16 protein-coding genes are annotated in these 17,776 nt (G+C 70.5%); 10 read left to right on the top strand and 6 right to left on the bottom strand.

Annotated features, from left to right (window positions below):
• The first annotated feature begins 51 nt into the window (after nt 1–51).
• The 6 genes from ACZ4WS_RS31810 to ACZ4WS_RS31785 all read left to right on the top strand — a co-directional run bounded on the left by ACZ4WS_RS31810 (nt 52) and on the right by ACZ4WS_RS31785 (nt 5,267).
• The gene (locus ACZ4WS_RS31810; RefSeq protein ID WP_467985961.1) at nt 52–966 is read left to right on the top strand and encodes an NUDIX hydrolase; all 915 of its coding nucleotides are present in this window, start codon (nt 52–54) and stop codon (nt 964–966) included.
• A 147-nt stretch (nt 967–1,113) separates the two neighbouring features.
• Nucleotides 1,114–2,292 (top strand): methyltransferase domain-containing protein, encoded by a 1,179-nt coding sequence (locus ACZ4WS_RS31805; RefSeq protein WP_467985959.1) that lies wholly within the window; start codon nt 1,114–1,116, stop codon nt 2,290–2,292.
• Nucleotides 2,289–2,816: a hypothetical protein gene (locus ACZ4WS_RS31800; protein WP_467985957.1), complete on the top strand. Its 528-nt coding sequence runs from the start codon at nt 2,289–2,291 to the stop codon at nt 2,814–2,816. Before ACZ4WS_RS31805 ends, ACZ4WS_RS31800 begins: the two co-directional genes overlap by 4 nt.
• Nucleotides 2,813–4,201 carry a phosphotransferase gene (locus ACZ4WS_RS31795; RefSeq protein WP_467985955.1) on the top strand — a complete coding sequence of 463 codons (1,389 nt, stop codon included), beginning with the start codon at nt 2,813–2,815 and terminating at the stop codon, nt 4,199–4,201. Before ACZ4WS_RS31800 ends, ACZ4WS_RS31795 begins: the two co-directional genes overlap by 4 nt.
• Before the next feature lie 33 nt (nt 4,202–4,234).
• Nucleotides 4,235–4,960, top strand: a complete 726-nt coding sequence (locus tag ACZ4WS_RS31790) for a class I SAM-dependent methyltransferase (protein WP_467985954.1) — start codon at nt 4,235–4,237, stop codon at nt 4,958–4,960.
• The gene (locus ACZ4WS_RS31785) at nt 4,878–5,267 is read left to right on the top strand and encodes an SDR family oxidoreductase (protein ID WP_467986294.1); all 390 of its coding nucleotides are present in this window, start codon (nt 4,878–4,880) and stop codon (nt 5,265–5,267) included. Before ACZ4WS_RS31790 ends, ACZ4WS_RS31785 begins: the two co-directional genes overlap by 83 nt.
• 185 nt (nt 5,268–5,452) lie before the next feature.
• Here ACZ4WS_RS31785 and ACZ4WS_RS31780 read toward each other — a convergent pair whose 3' ends face one another.
• The gene (locus ACZ4WS_RS31780) at nt 5,453–5,734 is read right to left on the bottom strand and encodes a hypothetical protein (RefSeq protein WP_467985952.1); all 282 of its coding nucleotides are present in this window, start codon (nt 5,732–5,734) and stop codon (nt 5,453–5,455) included.
• An 89-nt stretch (nt 5,735–5,823) separates the two neighbouring features.
• On the opposite strand from ACZ4WS_RS31780, the gene ACZ4WS_RS31775 reads away from it, so the two are divergent.
• The 4 genes from ACZ4WS_RS31775 (at nt 5,824) to ACZ4WS_RS31760 (ending at nt 11,985) form a co-directional block, all read left to right on the top strand.
• The gene (locus ACZ4WS_RS31775; protein ID WP_467985951.1) at nt 5,824–6,066 is read left to right on the top strand and encodes a hypothetical protein; all 243 of its coding nucleotides are present in this window, start codon (nt 5,824–5,826) and stop codon (nt 6,064–6,066) included.
• 72 nt (nt 6,067–6,138) lie between these two features.
• Complete coding sequence (locus tag ACZ4WS_RS31770; RefSeq protein ID WP_467985949.1) at nt 6,139–6,615, top strand: phosphotransferase family protein; 477 nt, start codon at nt 6,139–6,141, stop codon at nt 6,613–6,615.
• Between the two features lie 145 nt (nt 6,616–6,760).
• Nucleotides 6,761–7,597 carry an MOSC domain-containing protein gene (locus ACZ4WS_RS31765; protein WP_467985947.1) on the top strand — a complete coding sequence of 279 codons (837 nt, stop codon included), beginning with the start codon at nt 6,761–6,763 and terminating at the stop codon, nt 7,595–7,597.
• A gap of 266 nt (nt 7,598–7,863) precedes the next feature.
• Nucleotides 7,864–11,985 (top strand): molybdopterin-dependent oxidoreductase, encoded by a 4,122-nt coding sequence (locus tag ACZ4WS_RS31760; protein WP_467985946.1) that lies wholly within the window; start codon nt 7,864–7,866, stop codon nt 11,983–11,985.
• Between the two features lie 284 nt (nt 11,986–12,269).
• Here the strand turns inward: ACZ4WS_RS31760 and ACZ4WS_RS31755 are convergent, their stop codons facing one another.
• The 5 genes from ACZ4WS_RS31755 to ACZ4WS_RS31735 all read right to left on the bottom strand — a co-directional run bounded on the left by ACZ4WS_RS31755 (nt 12,270) and on the right by ACZ4WS_RS31735 (nt 17,737).
• Complete coding sequence (locus ACZ4WS_RS31755; RefSeq protein WP_467985944.1) at nt 12,270–12,845, bottom strand: transcriptional regulator; 576 nt, start codon at nt 12,843–12,845, stop codon at nt 12,270–12,272.
• A gap of 648 nt (nt 12,846–13,493) precedes the next feature.
• Nucleotides 13,494–15,032 (bottom strand): helix-turn-helix domain-containing protein, encoded by a 1,539-nt coding sequence (locus tag ACZ4WS_RS31750; protein ID WP_467985942.1) that lies wholly within the window; start codon nt 15,030–15,032, stop codon nt 13,494–13,496.
• Complete coding sequence (locus ACZ4WS_RS31745; RefSeq protein WP_467985940.1) at nt 15,029–15,340, bottom strand: helix-turn-helix transcriptional regulator; 312 nt, start codon at nt 15,338–15,340, stop codon at nt 15,029–15,031. Before ACZ4WS_RS31745 ends, ACZ4WS_RS31750 begins: the two co-directional genes overlap by 4 nt.
• 213 nt (nt 15,341–15,553) lie before the next feature.
• Nucleotides 15,554–16,879, bottom strand: coding sequence for a PP2C family protein-serine/threonine phosphatase (locus ACZ4WS_RS31740; protein ID WP_467985939.1), 1,326 nt, complete (start codon nt 16,877–16,879; stop codon nt 15,554–15,556).
• Between the two features lie 99 nt (nt 16,880–16,978).
• Nucleotides 16,979–17,737, bottom strand: a complete 759-nt coding sequence (locus tag ACZ4WS_RS31735; protein ID WP_467985937.1) for an IclR family transcriptional regulator — start codon at nt 17,735–17,737, stop codon at nt 16,979–16,981.
• Nucleotides 17,738–17,776 lie beyond the last annotated feature (39 nt).

The raw sequence follows: 17,776 nt of genomic DNA, 5'->3' as shown, positions 1-17,776 counted from the left end.
ACAGGGGCGCGGCACCCCTCGGCCCCGCCCGCTTTATGGAGGGAGAACACCGTGACCGCACCGGCCGTGCCCACGACCACCGCCGCACTCCTCGTCAACGACCACCAGAACTACCTGCTGCATCTACGGGACGCCAACAAGCCCATCTGCAGCGCGGGGCAGTGGTCGCTGCCCGGAGGACACCCCGAGGACGGCGAGAGCCTCGATCACGCCATCGCCCGCGAACTACTGGAAGAAACCGGCCTCCACATCCCCGATCTGGCCCCGTTCGCCATCGTCGAGAACCTTGACCCCAGCGGCGACGCCACCAGCCGGATCCTGGTCTACCGCGGCACCTGGAACGGCGACCCCGCCACGCTGCCCCTCACCGAGGGGATCATGCTGCGCTGGACCGATCCCGAGCAGATCCACTGGCTCACCATGGACCCCAAGACCACCGCGGTCATCCACCACGACCGAGTCGCCCCGCACATGGCCCGTGACACCGACGGGCAGTATCCCGTGATCCGCGTCCGCGGCACCGACACGAAGACCGTCCCGAACATCATCGGCGTGCACCTGTATCTGCAGCGGGACAGCGAAGTCCTGCTGGGACTGCGGCACCCCAACTCGGCCTACGCGGCGAACAAACACCACTTCCTGGCCGGTCACTGCGAGCAGGAGTCCGCCGTCACCTGTCTGATCAGGGAGGCGTGGGAGGAAGCGGCACTGGTGATCGAGGCCGAGGACGTCGAGTTCGTGCACGCCGTCCATCTCCTCGATGCGCCCGGCACGCAGCCGCGCCTGCAGCTGGTGTTCCGGGCCTGGCGTTGGAAGGGCGAGCCACGGGTCATAGAGCCGGACAAGTGCGTCAGCTGGGGCTGGTGGCATCCAGATGCTCTGCCGGAGCGGACCGTGCCCTACACCCGGGCCGCGATCGACGGCATCCGGCACGGGCGCCACTACACCGAGATGGGCTGGGCCTAGCCCCAACCCCCGCTTCCCCCCAGTCCGTCCCACCCGCTCACGGAGGTCACCACGGTGCCCGAACCTGCTCTGTCCCAATCCAGCACCACCCCAACGCCAGTCCCGACAGCGGCCAACGCCGACGCCGCTGCTGCCGCCCGGAGGACGATGGTCGCCCGTCTCGAAGAGACCGACAGCCTCCGGCCCGGCCCGGTGCGCGAAGCCCTGCTCGCGCTGCCGCGCCAAGCCCTGATGCCGCAGGCATACGTGCGGCGCAGCGCCCCGGACGAGACCCCGCCGCGCTGGGAGTTACTGGACTGGTCGCTACCCTCGGACCGGCCGGAGCTGCTGCGCGTGCTCCACAGCGGAGCCAGCGTCGCCGTACAGCACGACGGCGAACCCCTCCTCGGGCGCCCTCGCGGTATCCGGATGGGCGGCGCGATCACCGCCATGTCGAGCGTTCTGGGAATGACGGCCGGACTGCTGCAGCAGCTGGACCTACGCCCTGACCAGCGGGTGCTGGATGTCGGCACCGGCGCCGGGGTAACCGCTGCGGTGGCATGTGCCGTCTGCGGCGACGCGGGCGTGGCCACCCTCGACCTCGACGAGCACATCACCACCGCCGCCACCGGACACCTCTCCGCCCTCGGCTACCGGCCAGCCGTGATCACCGGGAACGGTGAGGCAGGCTGGCCCGACGGGGCACCGTATGACCGGGTGTACGTCTCCTTCGCCGTACCGCGCGTGCCGACCGCCCTGGTGGAGCAGCTCGCGCCCGGCGGCTTGGCGCTGGCGACGGTCGGGACCAGCTCGCCGTCGTGGCCGGGCCTGGCCCGGGTTGCCAGGACGGCAGCGGGCCGCATCGAGGCTCAGCTCCAGGCGGTGGAGTTCGGGCACCGCGCCGGCTGGGGGTGGGAACGCCTCTTTCTGTCCGCCGAATTCCGCCAGCAGATCGCCACCGAGGAAGGCCACACCGTACGCGTCCACCGTCCACCACCGCCCAGGGAGGCGCGGGGAATGTGGCTGGCTCTCGATCACCTGCGTCCCGGGCTGGTACGCAACTTCGGCGCCGAGCACCTGGAGATCGGCGCTCCGGAGTGCGGCTCGTGGGTACGCGTCCGGTCCAACGGCGATGGCACGTGCGCCGTCACCGAGTTCGGGCCCCGCGCCATCTGGCAGGAGATCGAGGAGATCGCTGCCCGGTGGCGGGCGGCCGGAGAACCCGCCGCGTACCGGCTGCACTTCGACGCGGACGGCCGGCAGTGGGCCAGCGCGGGGCACGGCCGCCACACCCTGTCCTGGCCGCTGATCGACCCGCGCCCGCAGCGCGAGGGAGGCCCGCGGTGAACCGCCCTGCCCATCGCATGCCCGCCCGGAGTGCCGACCCGCGCGAGGCGGACCTGATGTGCGGTCCGACAGCCCCGGAGCACGCCCGATGCCGGCCAGGCGTGCCCGAGCCGGTCGTATGGCTGGCGGCCGAGGCGATGACGGGTGTGCCCGCCCCGACACTGCTGGACCTCGGCGCGGGCACCGGCCAGGTCGCCGCCGCCCCGCCGCCCACACTCCCCCGGATCACCGGCACCCGCGGCCCCTACCCCGAGCCGAGCCGCTCGTACGAGGACGACCTGGCCGACTCCGCCTTCAGCAAGGTGAGCAGGCACCTGTTCCGCTCCGCCAGGAGCTGGACGCCCGAGCAGGTGGTCGGCTACCTGCGCACCACCTCGTTCGCCCGCCCCGACCTGTTCGAGCCCCACTCCGAGTTCGAAACCGAGGCGGAACAACTGCTGGCCCGGTACGCCACCGGCGGTCGGCTGGCCGAGACCGTCACGGTCACGGTGCTGCCGGCCCGCCGCCCGAGAGGTACAGCGTGAGCGGGCCGGCCGCCGGCGGGCGGTACACGGTGCCGGTCGACGTGCACGTGATCCTGCGCCGCAGCGGCGCCGAAAGTGAGCAGGTGCTGCTGTCACGGCGGGCGGGAGACGTGTACGCGGCCGGCCTGTGGCATCTGCCGTCGGGACACCTGGACGGACCACACGAGGACATCGTCGAGGGCGGGGTCAGGGAGGCCCGGGAAGAGACCGGCGTCGTGATCGACCCGGCGGACGTCGGCGGGGCGGTCACGGTCCATCACCGCGCCCCGTCCGGCCAGGCCCGTATCGGGGTTTTCCTTCAGGCGCGCAGCTGGCAGGGCGAACCCCGCATCATGGAGCCGGACCGGTGCGATGGGATGGGCTGGTTCCCGCTGGACGCGCTGCCGGAGCCGATGGTGGCGTACTGCCGAGCCGGGCTCGACGCCCACCGCCAAAACGCCCACCTGGCCCTGCACTTCCAGGACCCCGGCGACCCGATCGCCTACGATCCCCGGCTCGACCGGCTCCACCTGGTGCCCGCCGCCGACGCACCGCCAGGCCTGGTGCGCGCCTTCGCCGAGCAGACGGTCGGTCGGATCACCGGGTGGACGGACACGTCGTGGGCGCGGGAGGAGAGCCGGGTGTGGCGGGCTACCGGTCCCCGCGGTGGCACCTGGTACGTGAAGATCCACCAAACTGACAAGTTCCACCGCCGCGAGGTGCACGCCTACCGCCACTGGGTCCCCGCCCTCGGACCACGAGCACCGCGGCTCGTCGCCACCGACGGCGCCCACCGCTCGGTGATCCTCACCGAACTGCCCGGACGCCCCCTGCACGGCCGAGCCCTGCCCGCCGCCTTGGAGCGCGAGGTCCACCGGCAGCTCGGTGAACTCGCCGCACGCTTCCACCAAGCGTCCGAACCCCAGCCCGCTCCGCCACCGGGCCCCGGCAAGATCCACCGCCATCTTCAGGCCGCCCGCCCGCTGCTGGCCTCCGGCGACGAGGACCTCGCCCTCGCCTGCGCCGGACTCCGCGACACACTGCCCGCCGTCCTGTGGGTACCGACCCTGGGCGACCTCCAGCCGCGCAACGTCCTCCTCCGCGACGACGGCGCTACCGGTGCCGTGGACATCGGGCTGATCGACTTCGAGCGGAGCGAACTCGGCCCCGCCGTACGCGACTTCGTCCGTCTCGCCGACACCTGGCTGGGCCGGCCCGATCTCGTCGAGGCGTTCTTCACCGGCTACGGCCGGCCCCTGACCGACGACGACCGACAGCGCCTGCGGTGTGAGGCCGCGCTGGACGCCGTCAGCGGCATCGCCTACGGCCGTACCCACGGTGACCCGGAAGTCGTCGAACGCGGACTGCGCACCCTGCGCGCCCTGCGCACCAACACCTTCATCTGAGACCGCCCCCAGACCAGGCAAGGAGCCGTTGAGGTGGGATACACCACGCCCGACGAGTGGGACGCGCACTACACCGGCGGAAAGACCTTCCGGCGGCTGGGCGGCGTCGAGCGCCAACTGCTCGCCGCACACGCCCCGGCCCCCGACGGAGGACTCGCCCTGGATATCGGCTGCGGGCTGGGCGAACTCGCCCGCCACCTCGCCGAAAGCGGCTACGCCGTCGACGCGATCGACTACGCCCCGGCCGCGGTCGCCCTCGCCCACCGCGACGGCGACGGCGAGGACACCCCGGCCATTACCTACCGGCGCCTCGACATCGAGCAGGACAGCCTGGACGACCTTCCCCATTCCGCCTACGACCTGATCACCTTCCGCCTCAGCTTCGCCTTCATCCGCGACCGCACCCGTGTGACGAACCGGCTGCGCGAGCGACTGCGCCCCGGAGGCGCCCTCTGTGTCATCACTCCCCTCGCCGCGGCCGTGCCGGACAGCAAACGGGACATCGCTCTCGACGAAGGCGAGCTCGGCCTGCTGTGCGCGGGCTGGACGGTCGCCGAACGCGACGACGCCGACGGGCTCGCCTTCGTCATCCTGCGCGATCCCGCCCCCGCCCAGGTCGCGTTCGCGGCGTCTGGCTTGCCGGCCGGGAGAACTTACCTCGGCCGGCCGCCGTGCGATCGGCGTCACCTGCCACGTCACGGACGAAAGCCAGACGGCCGCGATGGTGGAACGCGCGGTCACGACGTTCGGTCGCCTTGACATGGCCTTCAACAACGCGGGTGTGCAGGCGCCGCCCAGTGATGGTGCCGACGAGCCTGCCGAGAACTTCGACTGTGTGAACGCGGTCAACCTGCGCGGCGTCTGGGCCGGCATGAAGCACCAGCTTCGCCAGATGCGGGAGCAGGGCAGCGGTGGCACCGTCAACTGCTCCTCGTTGAGAGGGCTCTTGGGCATGCCGGAGCGTGCCGCCTCATGCGTCCAAGCACGGGGTGATCGGCCTGACCAAGAGCGCCGCGTTCGAGTTCGCCCCCAGGGCATCCGGATCAATGCGCTGGGCCCCGGGTGATCGACACCCCCATGGCCGCTGGCATGCTCGAGAGCCAGGCCGCCTCCATGGCAGAGCTCATGAAGGAGCAGCCGATCGGGAGGCTGGGCGCGCGGACGAAATCGCCGCAGCCGTCCTCCGGCTGTGCAGCCGGGGGCAAGCCTCGTGGTCGGTGTCGCGCCGCCGGTCGATGGCGGCTTCACCGCTCACTGACCGAACGCCCTCCCACGCGCTGACGAACGATGCCAGACCGCCACGCATGCGTCGTCGTCGAACGGCAGCGCGTCCGCCACCCCGTGGATCGCGGGCGCGAAATGTGCCGGACGCTGGGCGCGCATCGCCAGGGACGGCTCGACGGGCAGGACGTGCCGGTCCGCGGGTTCGTACGAGCCCGCGCCCGCCCCGACGTTCACGACTGTGCGGGCGTCACCCGGCGCGGCATGCACCAGGGCGGCGATCCGGGGATCGGATAGGGCGGATCCGCGCATAGCCCTCGCCGACGCGGCCGTAGTCCGTGTCACCCATCACCTGCGACATACGATCTTCCTCTTAACTCGCCGAATTCTTAGGGAACTTGATGGCCACAGCGCACCAGGGCGAGGAAACGCTGACGGGCGGGGGCGTCAACCACGTCGTCCGCAGCGGACGGACGGTCCGGCGCCCCGCCGGACCGTGGAGTACCACCGTCCAAGCCCTGCTCCGGCACCTCCGCGAGGCCGGGTTCACCGGCGCCCCGCTCGCCCACGGTTTCGACGCCGACGGCCGGGAGATCCTGGACTTCCTGCCGGGCGAGGTGGCGCACTACCCGCTGCCCGACTAGGTACGCACGGACGCCGCCCTCGCAGCCGTCGCCCGGCTGCTGCGCGCGTACCACGACGCGACGGTCGGCTTCGTGTCACCGCCCGACGCACGGTGGTATCTGCCCGCGCGGGAGCCCGCCGAGGTGATCTGTCACGGGGACATCGCCCCGTACAACACGGTCTTCCGGGACGGGACGCCGGCCGCGTTCATCGATTTCGACACCGCGCACCCCGGCCCGCGGGTCTGGGACCTCGCCTACGCCGCCTACCGCTTCGTGCCACTGACCAGCCCGGACAACCAGGGCTTCACGCTGCCGGTGGACGAACAGGCGCGCCGACTGCGGCTGTTCGCCGACGCCTGCGGACTCGACCGGCCCGGCCGCGAAGCACTGCCCGGCACCGCGTGCGAACGGCTCGACCACCTCGTACGGCACATGCACGCGCAGGCCGCGGCCAATGTCGCCGCCTTCGCCCAGCACATCGCCGACGGCCACGACGCGCTGTACCGGGCGGACCGGGAACACATCGCCCGCCACGAGGCGGCCCTCGTCGCGGCGCTGGTGCACTGAGCCGAGGGGCTCAGCGGACGCGTACGGCACGGGCCAGGAAGTGCTGCGGGGCGTCCTCGTAGTGGGCCAGGTGCCAGCCGGCCGCGAGCAGCGCGGGGCTCAAATTCTCTTGCCGTGAGATTTACAGAGTTGGATACTCCGCCAAGTGACTCGCGAAGGAGCAGTGAGCGTGCTGTGCCGCTACCCGGTGAAGTCGATGCTGGGCGAAGAGCTGTCCGACGTCGAGGTCACCGAGCGCGGCCTCACCCTCGACCGCCGTCTCGCCCTCGTCGACCGGGACACCGGCAAGGTCGCCAGCGCCAAACACCCCCGCCTGTGGCGCCGGCTGCTCACGCTGACCGCGCAGACCAAGAGGTCCGCGGTACGCATCACCGCGCCGGACGGCAAGGTGCTGTGGTCCGACGACCCCGGCATCGACAGCCTGCTGACCGACCTCGTGGGCCGACCCGTCCGGCTGACCGACACCCCGCCGCACGAAGCGACGCTCGACCGGGCCGACCCCGAGGACGTACTGCGCGACGACTCCACACCACCCGAGAGCGCGCAGACGAGCCGACTCGGCAGCGGCTCCCCACAGGGCACCTTCTTCGACTTCGCGCCCGTACACCTGCTCACGACCTCCACCGTCGCCCGGATCGCGGCCCTGGCCCCGAATGGTAGGGCCGAAGCGGAGCGCTACCGCCCGAACATCGTCATCCGTACGACGACAGCGCCGGGCTTCACCGAGAACGACTGGATGGACCGGACTCTGCGCATCGGCGCCGACCTCACCCTGCGCGTCATCGCCCGCACCCCACGCTGCGCCATCCCCACCCTCGCCCACGGCACCCTGCCTCCGGACACCGGCGCCCTCCGCGTCCTGGCCGAACACAACCGGGTCACCCCACTGGAATCGATGGGGCCCCAGCCCTGCGCCGGCGTCTACGCCCAGGTCCTGCGGCCGGGCCGGATCCGGCTCGGCGACCTGGTCCGCCTGGCCTGACGTGTTCGGGCACGGCCTGGCACGGCATCCGTTCAGGCCGGGTTGCGGGCCGAGCCCCGGCCGCGGGCGTTGCAGCGGCTGATCCCGGCGTCCCGATGACGGCAAAGCCGGCTGGAGCGACCTCCCGGCGGGCCGCGTACACCCAGGCGGCTTCTCACATCCCCTCGAACACCGCTGTGTGGAGGGCGTAACTCCCGATGATCGAGCAGCGTGACAACCGCGTAACGGGCACTTCGTAGCGTCGAGGGAGGACAGGATCCGATCGCATGGAGGGGCCGCCCGTGACGACGAACACCACTCAGGTACGGACGGTCTGCTCGTACTGCGGTGTCGGCTGCGGCATGGTCCTCAGCATCGGGATGGGCGCCGACGGACGGCGTACGGTCCTGAAGGCGTCCGGCGACAAGGAGCATCCCGCGAACTTCGGGCGGCTGTGCACCAAGGGCGCGACCACGGCCGACATGCTCGCCGCCCCCGGGCGGCTGACCACCGCGATGGTGCGCGCCGAACGCGGGGCGGAGGCGGAACCCTCCCCGATGGACGCCGCCATCACCCGGACGGCGCGGCGGCTGCGGGCGATCGTCGACGAGCACGGACCGGACGCTCTCGCCCTCTACGTCTCCGGCCAGATGAGCCTCGAAGCCCAGTACCTCGCCAACAAGCTCGCCAAAGGGTTCGTCCGCACCAACCAGATCGAGTCCAACTCACGGCTGTGCATGGCCAGCGCGGGCGCCGGCTACAAGCTCTCGCTCGGCGCGGACGGCCCGCCCGGCTCGTACCAGGACTTCGAGCACGCGGACGTCTTCTTCGTCATCGGCTCCAACATGGCCGACTGCCACCCCATCCTCTTCCTGCGGATGATGGACCGGGTCAAGGCCTCAGGCGCCAAGCTGATCGTCGTCGACCCACGCCGAAGCGCCACCGCCGACAAGGCCGACCTCTTTCTGCAGATCAGGCCGGGCACGGATCTGGCACTGCTCAACGGGCTGCTGCACCTGCTGTACGAGAACGGGCACACGGACCCCGAGTTCATCGCCCGCCACACCGAGGGCTGGGAGGCGATGCCCGACTTCCTCGCCGACTACCCGCCCGCGGCGGTGGCGGAGATCACCGGCATACCGGAGGACGACATCCGCCGGGCCGCCCAGTGGATCGGCGAGTCGGGCCAGTGGATGAGCTGCTGGACGATGGGCCTGAACCAGTCCACCCACGGCACCTGGAACACCAACGCCCTGGTCAACCTCCACCTCGCCACCGGCGCGATCTGCCGCCCCGGCAGTGGACCCTTCTCCCTGACCGGCCAGCCCAACGCCATGGGCGGCCGCGAGATGGGATACATGGGCCCGGGCCTGCCCGGACAGCGGTCGGTGCTCGTGGACGAGGACCGCGCCTTCGTCGAGGATTTGTGGGAACTGCCCCCGGGCACGGTCCGCAAGGACGGCGTCGGCCAGGGCACCGTCGAGATGTTCCAGAAGATGGCCGACGGCGACATCAAGGCGTGCTGGATCATCTGCACCAACCCCGTCGCCTCCGTCTCCAACCGCAAAACGGTCATCCAGGGCCTGGAGACCGCCGAGTTCGTCGTCACGCAGGACGTCTTCGCCGAGACGGAGACGAACGCGTACGCCGATGTCGCGCTGCCCGGCGCCCTGTGGACCGAGACGGAGGGCGTCCTGATCAACAGCGAGCGCAACCTCACCCTCGCTCGCCCGGCCGTGGAACCACCGGGAGAGGCGATGGCGGACTGGCGGATCATCGCGGCCGTCGCCCGCGAGATGGGATACGAGAAGGGCTTCTCGTACGACAGCGCCGAAGAGGTCTTCGAGGAGATCAAGCGGGCCTGGAACCCGAAGACCGGCTACGACCTGCGGGGTGTGACCTACGAGAGGCTGCGCCGGACCCCCGTCCAGTGGCCGGCCACGAGCGCCGACGGCCCCGACCGCAACCCGATCCGGTACGTGGACGAGGACGGCGGCGGTCCGGTCTTCCCCACGGCGAGCGGCCGCGCGGTGTTCTACGCCCGCCCGGACATCCCGGCGGCCGAGATGCCCGACGACGACTATCCGTACGTCCTGAACACCGGGCGGCTGCAGCACCAGTGGCACACCCTCACCAAGACCGGCAAGGTCGCCAAGCTCAACAAGCTCAACCCCGGGCCGTTCGTGGAACTGCATCCGCAGGACGCGCAGGCGCTCGGCATCGCGGAGGGAGATGCGGTCGAGGTCGCCTCACGGCGAGGGCGGGCCGTGCTGCCCGCGGTGGTGACGGACCGGGTACGGCCGGGCTGCTGTTTCGCGCCCTTCCACTGGAACGACCTGTTCGGCGAATACCTGAGCGTCAACGCCGTCACCAGTGACGCCGTCGACCCGATCTCCTTCCAGCCGGAGTTCAAGGTCTGCGCGGTGTCGCTGACGAAGGTCGCGACTCCGGCGTCGGTGCCGGTTCCGCCACCGGCTTCGGCCGCCGACCGTCCCGGCGCACCAGTGCCTCAGCCTCCTGCCTGGGCTACCGCATCGGCCGCTGTCGCCCAGGGCCCCGCGAGCGTCTTCGCACTGGGGGCCGGCCCGCCGCCGCCCGTGCTGGCCGAGCACGAACGCCAGTACCTGGTGGGCTTTCTCGCCGGAATCGAGTCCGGTGCCCCCGGCGTGCCCGTGCTGCCGCCGGGAGCGCCCTTCTCCCCCGAGCACGCACTGTGGGTGAACGGCGTGCTCGCCGGGATGTACTCCCGCGTGCCCGCCACCCCCTCGACCACCTCACAACCTCAGCCTTCCGCGCCCGCCCGGGAGGTCGTCGTCCTGTGGGCGTCACAGACCGGCAACGCCGAAGAGTTCGCGGCGGCCACCGCCGACCGGCTCACCACGACCGGGCACAAGCCCACCCTCGTCGGCATGGACGACGCCCACCCCGGCTCCCTGCCGACGGGCGCGGACGTCCTGCTGATCACCAGCACCTTCGGCGACGGCGAGGCGCCCGACAACGGCTCCGGCTTCTGGGACGCCCTGGCCGCCCCTGACAGCCCCCGCCTGGACGGCGTACGGTACGCCGTCCTCGCTTTCGGCGACTCCTCCTACGACGACTTCTGCGGCCACGGCCGCCGCCTCGACCACCGCCTCGACGAGCTGGGCGCCATACGCCTCGCCCCGCGCACCGACTGCGAACCGGACTACGAACCCTCCGCCCATGCCTGGCTCGACCAGGTCCTCACCGCTCTGACCGGCGAGACGGAACCGGCTCCAGCCCCCGCCCTCGCTCCCAGTCCCAGCTCGAAGAAGGCCGCTCCCGTCACCGCCCGCCTCGTCGGCAACCAGCTGCTCAGCCTGCCCGGCGCGGGCAAGGAGGTCCGCCGCTTCACCTTCGACACCAGTGACAGCGAGACCCCACTCCTCTACGAGGCCGGCGACGCCCTCGGCGTACGCCCCGTCAACTCCCCCGATCTCGTCACCGAATGGCTGGCCACCACCGGCCTCGACCCGGCGGCCGCCGTGGAGCTGAACGGCATCGGTGAGGTCCCTCTCCACGAGGCCCTGCACCGGCACCTGGACATCACCCGCACCACCCCCGACCTGCTCCGCTTCGTCGCCGAACGCACCGAAGACCGGGTACTGAAGAAACTGCTGCGCCCCGACAACAAGGACGAGCTGGCGAAGTGGACCTGGGGCCGTCAGGCCGTCGACGTCATCGCCGGACATCCCGTGCGCGCGGACGCCCGGGAGTGGGCAGAGGTGCTGAAGCCGCTCCAGCCGCGGCTGTACTCCATATCGTCCAGCCCGCTCGACGACCCTCGCCTCGTCTCGCTGACGGTCTCCGTGGTCCGCTACGAGAATCCGGACGGCCGCCCGCGCCAGGGCGTCTGCTCGCCCCTCCTCGCCGACGCCGCCCCCGGCACACCCGTGCCGGTGTTCGTCCAGCGCTCCCCCCACTTCCGGCCACCGGCCGACCCCGCCACCCCCATGGTGATGGTGGGCCCCGGCACCGGAATCGCCCCCTTCCTCGGCTTCCTCCACGAGCGCCGGGCCCGCGGCCACCGCGCGTCCAACTGGCTGTTCTTCGGCGAACAGCACCGGGCCACCGACTTCTACTACGAGGACGAGCTGACCGCCCTCCTCGCCGACGGCACCCTCAACCGCCTGGACACCGCCTTCTCCCGCGACCAGCGCAACAAGATCTACGTCCAGGACCGCATGCGCGAGCACGGCCACCAGCTGTGGTCCTGGCTGCGGGACGGCGCGCACTTCTACGTCTGCGGCGACGCCTCCCGCATGGCGAAGGACGTCGACCGCGCCCTGCGCGACATCGCCGTCGCGCACGGCGGCCTCGACGAGGGCGGGGCCGCCGCCTACGTCAAGCAGCTCGGCGCCGACAAGCGCTACGTCCGCGACGTGTACTGACCGTCAGCCCTGGCGGCGGTGACGCCTCTGATGTCCCGGGCCGCCGGAGGTCCTGCGGGAGCCGAGACGCCGGGGCACGGTCACAACTACCGGACCACCGCCGCGGGGTTCAAACCCGGTTTTGATCACAACCGTAGACAAGCCCAATGCCATCGTCATGCCACCGCGGCTGAGACTGTGTCACGGATCTTGATCGCCTGCGAACTGTCTATTCTCAGAACATGACGACCGCCTGACATCCCATCCGAGAAAATGACACGGGATTTGAGTACCTAAAACGATCGTCAGGCAGCGAAGCCAATGTTCGAAACGTACTCGAATTCGCCCCATTGACTTCCAAGATCCACTACGGCGTCGTTGACCCAGGCATCGTCGAGTGCTTCGTCATCGTCGCTGGCCCACGCCTCGACGATGCGGTCCCAATGGCGGACGTTGAGCGTGCGGAACTCGATCACGCGCTGGCGCGGCCGGGGAACTTGACTCTGGTTGAGCGGGTGGAACTCCACGCGAGTACCGCGCCCGTCACGGTTGAGGCGGTTGACCAGGTAACGGGAGACGTTGTGCCGACGCACGATCCTGTACGCCGCCTCGATCCTCTCCAGGTTCTTCTGTGACGGGTTGCGCTTGCCGTCCAGCCACGCTTTCAGGGTGCGGTCGGTGACCGCAAGGCCGGCCTCATGTGCCGCCTCACGGGCGTGGTCGGTACGGGTCAGGTAGTGCAGACGCGCCATAAGGCCGCGGCGTGCGGTGATGGGAGTGGCGATGAAACCAGCGAGGTTATCGAGCTGGCGCGCGGCCGCCTCATGACCCTTGATGCCACGGGCGCCGTATTTGCCGAACTCCCGATTCCTCTCCGGCATTTACCCTATCCTTCCCAGGCTAATTTATGACAGTGTCAGAATACCTTAATTTCGTGCACGCATGGCGAGTTCGGCCTATCCGTGAAGCGCGCGTGACTGGGGTGGGCTGATCCCGTGCTCTTCTGTGTGGCACGGAATTCCCGGAGCGCTCCGCTGTAAGCCTGCCCTCCGAGTGCGTGATGCTCGCTCAACTTCCGCTGGCGGGCGTAGTGGTGACGGTGCGGCGGATCATAGCCTCACCACCGAGTGTTTGCGTGGCATGGGGTGGGCGGGGCGCCCCATGCCGGACGACAGATCCCCACGCGACCGCTGAAGAGCGTTGACCTTCTCGGCCTCTACTGGGGGTGCACGACAACCAACACCGGGACGCAGAGACCCAGTCGGCCGCGGATCTGGAGAAGGAGATACTGATGGAAGTCGTTGTCCTTGCGGTTTCGGCGCAGCGGTCAACTCGGCCCGGGCATCGGCCAGATCGCGCGTGGTCTCCGTGAGCGACCTACGCGCCTAAGGCGGAATCCGCGGCCCCCTGTCCGCTTCCTCGCTCTCGTCGCCGGACGGCGTCTGCTCGCCGTACCCCCATGCTTTGACTTCCCTTATGACGTTGATCCAGCCCATCCCTATCCGAGTCTCCGCGTGACGGGGGTGCGGCTACTCGGAATCGGGTGCGGGGTCGGTGCCGACGGTGTACGCGTCCTTGATCTTCACCTCGGAAACGCCGCGGCCCTCCGGGAAGACACTCCGCCAGTCACCGATCACGTGCAGCTCGTCGGTACCCATCGCGCGCACGACCATCAGTCCCTCGTCGTACGCCTTGTACGCCTTCATCCACAGGTTCGCGAAAGCCTGCGAGCGGATCAGGTGCATCCAGTCCGGGCGGTACAGCTCCCGGTTGAAGTTCGACTCCCCCATCGTCGAGACGAACTTCGAGTACATCGCCTTCACGTACTCCAGCGTCACCTCGTCGTCGGCGACGATCGCCCGGTCCCGGGCGTCCTTCAGCGCGATCCGGAACTTCTCCAGCAGGCCCTCCGTGGCGCCCGAGGTGAACGACTCATGGATCTCCGGCGGCTCACACAGCCCGTACTTCGGACCGGAGAGACGCAGGAGAAGGCGCAGGGTGGGTTCGGTCACCCACAGCGGGCCAGGCTCGTCCCGGTTCCCCAGCGGGTTGGGCAGGACCGCGTCGTGCTCCCACGCGGGCGGCGTGATCAGGTGGACACCGGCGCGGCGGCGGTCGTGGTCGAAGCCCGTGGAGTGCTCGAGTTGCCCAATCGGCAGATGGGTCTTGAGCGCGGAGAGGTAGGCACCGTTGATGTCGAGGGCCGTCACCTCGTGGGCGCCGGGCGGCAGTTCGGGCCGCGCCCACTTGGGGCGGGCCTCCCAGATCTGGTCCGCGCCCCGGGCGGTCTGCTTGCGCAGGACGTCCGGGATCCAGGGGTGCGCCACGATGTCGTAGCGGCCGCCCTTGCGGGTCTCGTCCAGCAGCGCCATCGCGTCCGGGATGGCGCGCTTCACCAATGCCGCGGTCGCCGCGTCGACATCACCCTCGTGCTTGGCGAGCGCGGCCGCGACGGCCGAGCCGATCAGGTCGGGGAGCTCGGAGGCGGCCTGCATACGCCGGCCGACCGGGACGACCCTCGTCGACGTCGGCTGGCGGCCGGGCTTTGCGGCCCCGTCCTGTCGGGCCTGCTCCGTCGCCCTGGCCGGCGGTACGGATTCTGTCGTTGGTACGGGCTCCGCCGTGCTGCTGCACTCGGCGGGGTCCAGGTGCTGAGGGAAACCGGCGACCTGGTGGCGAGCCGGGCCGCCGCACAGCACGCACGGCTGGGCGGCGGCGAGAGCTTCGACCTCGTCGGGGCCACCGTCGGCCGCATCGATGTCGATGCCGGTGCCGTCGTCCTCCGTGAGGACCATGTCCGCGTCGGCGACGGTCGCTTCCTCGGCCGGGGCCAGCTTGGTGCGGGCGCCTTCCAGGAAGTACGCGTACTTCTCGCGCACCTCGCCGCTTGGATCGCGCCCGGACTCCCAGCCGCCGACCGTGGACGGGCTGACGCCGAGCGCCTGCGCCACCTGGGCGCGCGACAGGTTCAGCGCCTCGCGCAGCGCCCGACGCTCCTCCACCGGCGGCAGGGAAATCTCCTGCTTGGCCCCTGCCAGCAGCGCGTCGATCGCGTCGAAGTTCGTCATCGTGCGACCTCCTCCTGCGCAACCGGGCCGGCTGCGGGGACGCGCCGGCCGATCGCGCGGCGCCGGGTGTCCGGCAGGGCTTCGGAGGCCCGGGTCGGGCCGGCCAGCAGGTCCAGCACGTCGATACCGAAGTGCTCGGCGACGGCCTCGCAGTCGTCCAGACTCCAGGCGGCGCTGCCGGACTGACGGCGGCTCACCTGGGCCTGGCTCACGCCCAGGGCGGCTGCGAGGTCGGTCTGGGACTCGCCCGTGGCGTGCAGGAGCGCTGCCACCGCCGATCGGACTCGGTCTGCCAGAGTCATCCGCATACCGCAGAATCTATCACCTGTAACACATGAAATATGCGAGTTGAGCATAGCTTGATCAAAATGGCCCGGCGGGCCGTCCACCGTCCCTGAACTCCGTGGACGAACATCTAGAGCTGTCAACGGTGCTCAGCGCCGCCACAGGACTCCTCGGCGGCGCCCTGTCCAGCGTCGAGTGGGGCCTGGACCGTGAATCACACGCTGACGGAACAGCCGTCAGGCGCTCCTGTTCCGGCCGCAAGGTGCGAAGGCGGTGAGGAGCCGCCGCTCCTGGGTCTTCTCGGCAGCCTGACTTCCGCCGCCCACACCCGCGACCGCGGCTGAGGAGCGGGAGCGGGACGAGACGGAGCACGAGCCGCTGCCGCGACCGGCCTCGGACGCCGGTTCGGGAACGCTCGCTTCGGGAATGGCCGGTTTGTGGAGCAGGAGCAGCGCCGCGTCGTCGTGCAGTCGGCCGCCCACATGCGCCAGCAGTTCGTCGTGGAGCGCGGTGAGGGTGCGCGCGGGCTCGTCGGTCAAGTGGCGCGCCAGCCCTTCGGCGAGCGGATAGAACTCACGGCCGTGGTTGCGGGCCTCGGTGACCCCGTCGGTGTAGAGCAGCAGTTGATCCCCGTCGGCGAAGGGCAGCACCTGGAGACTGGGGGTCTCGCCCGTGAGGGCGCGCAGCCCGAGGGGCGGGGCCGGATCGGTGGGCTCTACCGCCACGACGTTTCCGGATGCGCGTACCAGAAGCGGAGGCGCGTGTCCGCAGTTGACCACCTCCAGATGCCCGGCCTGCGGGTATCCGGCGACCACGGCGGTGACGAAGTCGTCAGTACCGAGGTTGCGCGCCAGGCTCCGCTCGATCCTGGCGACGACGGCGAGGAGATCGGGCTCGTCGTAGGCAGCCTCGCGGAAGATACCGAGCACAAGCGCAGCGGTCGACACGGCAGGCAGCCCCTTGCCGCGCACATCGCCGACGATCAGCCTGACCCCGTACGGAGTGGGTACCAGCGCGTAGAGATCCCCGCCTATTCGGGCCTCCGCCGCCGCGGCGCTGTAGCGGACGGCCACCTGAAACGGGCCGACAGTCGCCGGTACAGGCTTGAGAAGCGCATGCTGGGCGGCCTCCGCGACCGAACGGACGGCCGCGAGCACCCGTTCACGACGCCCGCGCAGCGCGCTGGCCAGGCCACTCGCCAGAGTGACGGCCACCAGGGCGGACAGTACGGCCGCCAGCTCGCGGCCCGGAACACCGTCCCGGATTCCGAGCGCCGCACTCAGCGCCGCGGCGAGGAGACCGACACAGAGGACTCCGCGCGGCCCGCTGGTGGCGGCGGCCAGCGCGGGCCCGGCCGCGAGCAGTGGCAGCCAGATCATCCCTGCTCCGCCGACGAGGTCGACGACCACGACGACGGAGACGATCAGCACGGGCAGTACAGACGTACGGGCGGCAAACTGTGAGACGACGCGCCTCCGGGCCGACGCCCCGGGACCGGCCACTCGGTCCCTGAACGGCTGTATCGGCCAGTGGCCGCCACCATGGTCTCGGGCCTGACTCATACTTCGTCCGCAGTCCTCACCTGTGCGCGGGGCGTACTCCTGAAATGTCTGTTTCATCCAGGAAACGGGTTCGGCTCGGGCGCCACAAGGAGAGGATTTTCAGATAGTGAGCGAGAGGCTCCTGGTCACGCGACTCGCGGTCGGGATCAGCCGCGCCAGGATCTCCTCAAGCCGGGGAAGCCGGTCCGCCGGCAGTGAGACGCCGAGCGAGCCGAGGATCTCCCCGCTGTAGACGGGCACGGCGACGCAGACCGTGCCGACGGCGTACTCCTCCAGGTCCGTGACGGCCGGGGCCACGGGTGAGGAGTCGAGTCGCCGGAGCAGTTCCGGACGGCTGGTGATGGTCCGCGGTGTGAGGCCGGCGAGGTGGTGCCGGGAGAGGTAGTCCTGGCGGGAGTCGTCGTCCAGTTCTCGCAGCACGGACTTGCCCAGCGCGGTGGCGTGCCCCGCGTCCTCGAATCCCACCCAAAGGTCGACCCGGGGCGCCCGGGGGCCGTCGACGATCTCGGCAACCCGGATCTCGCCCTCCTCGTAGAAGGTGAGGTAGGCGGCGGTCGCGAGTTCGTCCCGCAGAGCGGCGAGCGTGGGACGGACACGGCTGAGCAGCGCCTGCCCGCGGCCCACGGTGTGCAGCGTCTGCAGCTTGTCACCCAGGACGAACCCGCCGTCGTCCAGCTTTCGTACGTATCCGTCGTGGAGCAGCGTCCGCAGCAGGTGATAGGCGGTGGCCAAGGGCAGGCCCGTCTCACGTGCCAGCTGCTTCGCCGGCGCGCCGTTCTCGTGGGCGCTCACCGCCTCCAGCAGACGGAAGGCCCGCTGCACGGAAGTGATGAGCGTAGGACCGTCCCGAGCGCCCATACGACCAGCGTGCGCCGGGCGCACGGCGCAGGCAAGGTG

The sequence above is a fragment of the Streptomyces sp. NPDC029292 genome, assembly GCF_055569295.1.
Note: the sequence above shows the minus strand (reverse complement) of the source record. Positions and strands in the feature narration are given on the sequence as shown.

Excerpts from the sequence above, each read along its gene's own strand:
- ACZ4WS_RS31760 (WP_467985946.1), top strand. The coding sequence starts at position 7,864 with ATGGAGGGGCCGCCCGTGACGACGAACACCACTCAGGTACGGACGGTC.
- ACZ4WS_RS31775 (WP_467985951.1), top strand. The coding sequence starts at position 5,824 with ATGGCCACAGCGCACCAGGGCGAGGAAACGCTGACGGGCGGGGGCGTC.
- ACZ4WS_RS31740 (WP_467985939.1), bottom strand. The coding sequence starts at position 16,879 with ATGAGTCAGGCCCGAGACCATGGTGGCGGCCACTGGCCGATACAGCCG.
- ACZ4WS_RS31735 (WP_467985937.1), bottom strand. The coding sequence starts at position 17,737 with ATGGGCGCTCGGGACGGTCCTACGCTCATCACTTCCGTGCAGCGGGCC.
- ACZ4WS_RS31755 (WP_467985944.1), bottom strand. The coding sequence starts at position 12,845 with ATGCCGGAGAGGAATCGGGAGTTCGGCAAATACGGCGCCCGTGGCATC.
- ACZ4WS_RS31750 (WP_467985942.1), bottom strand. The coding sequence starts at position 15,032 with ATGACGAACTTCGACGCGATCGACGCGCTGCTGGCAGGGGCCAAGCAG.
- ACZ4WS_RS31805 (WP_467985959.1), top strand. The coding sequence starts at position 1,114 with ATGGTCGCCCGTCTCGAAGAGACCGACAGCCTCCGGCCCGGCCCGGTG.
- ACZ4WS_RS31745 (WP_467985940.1), bottom strand. The coding sequence starts at position 15,340 with ATGCGGATGACTCTGGCAGACCGAGTCCGATCGGCGGTGGCAGCGCTC.
- ACZ4WS_RS31780 (WP_467985952.1), bottom strand. The coding sequence starts at position 5,734 with ATGCGCGGATCCGCCCTATCCGATCCCCGGATCGCCGCCCTGGTGCAT.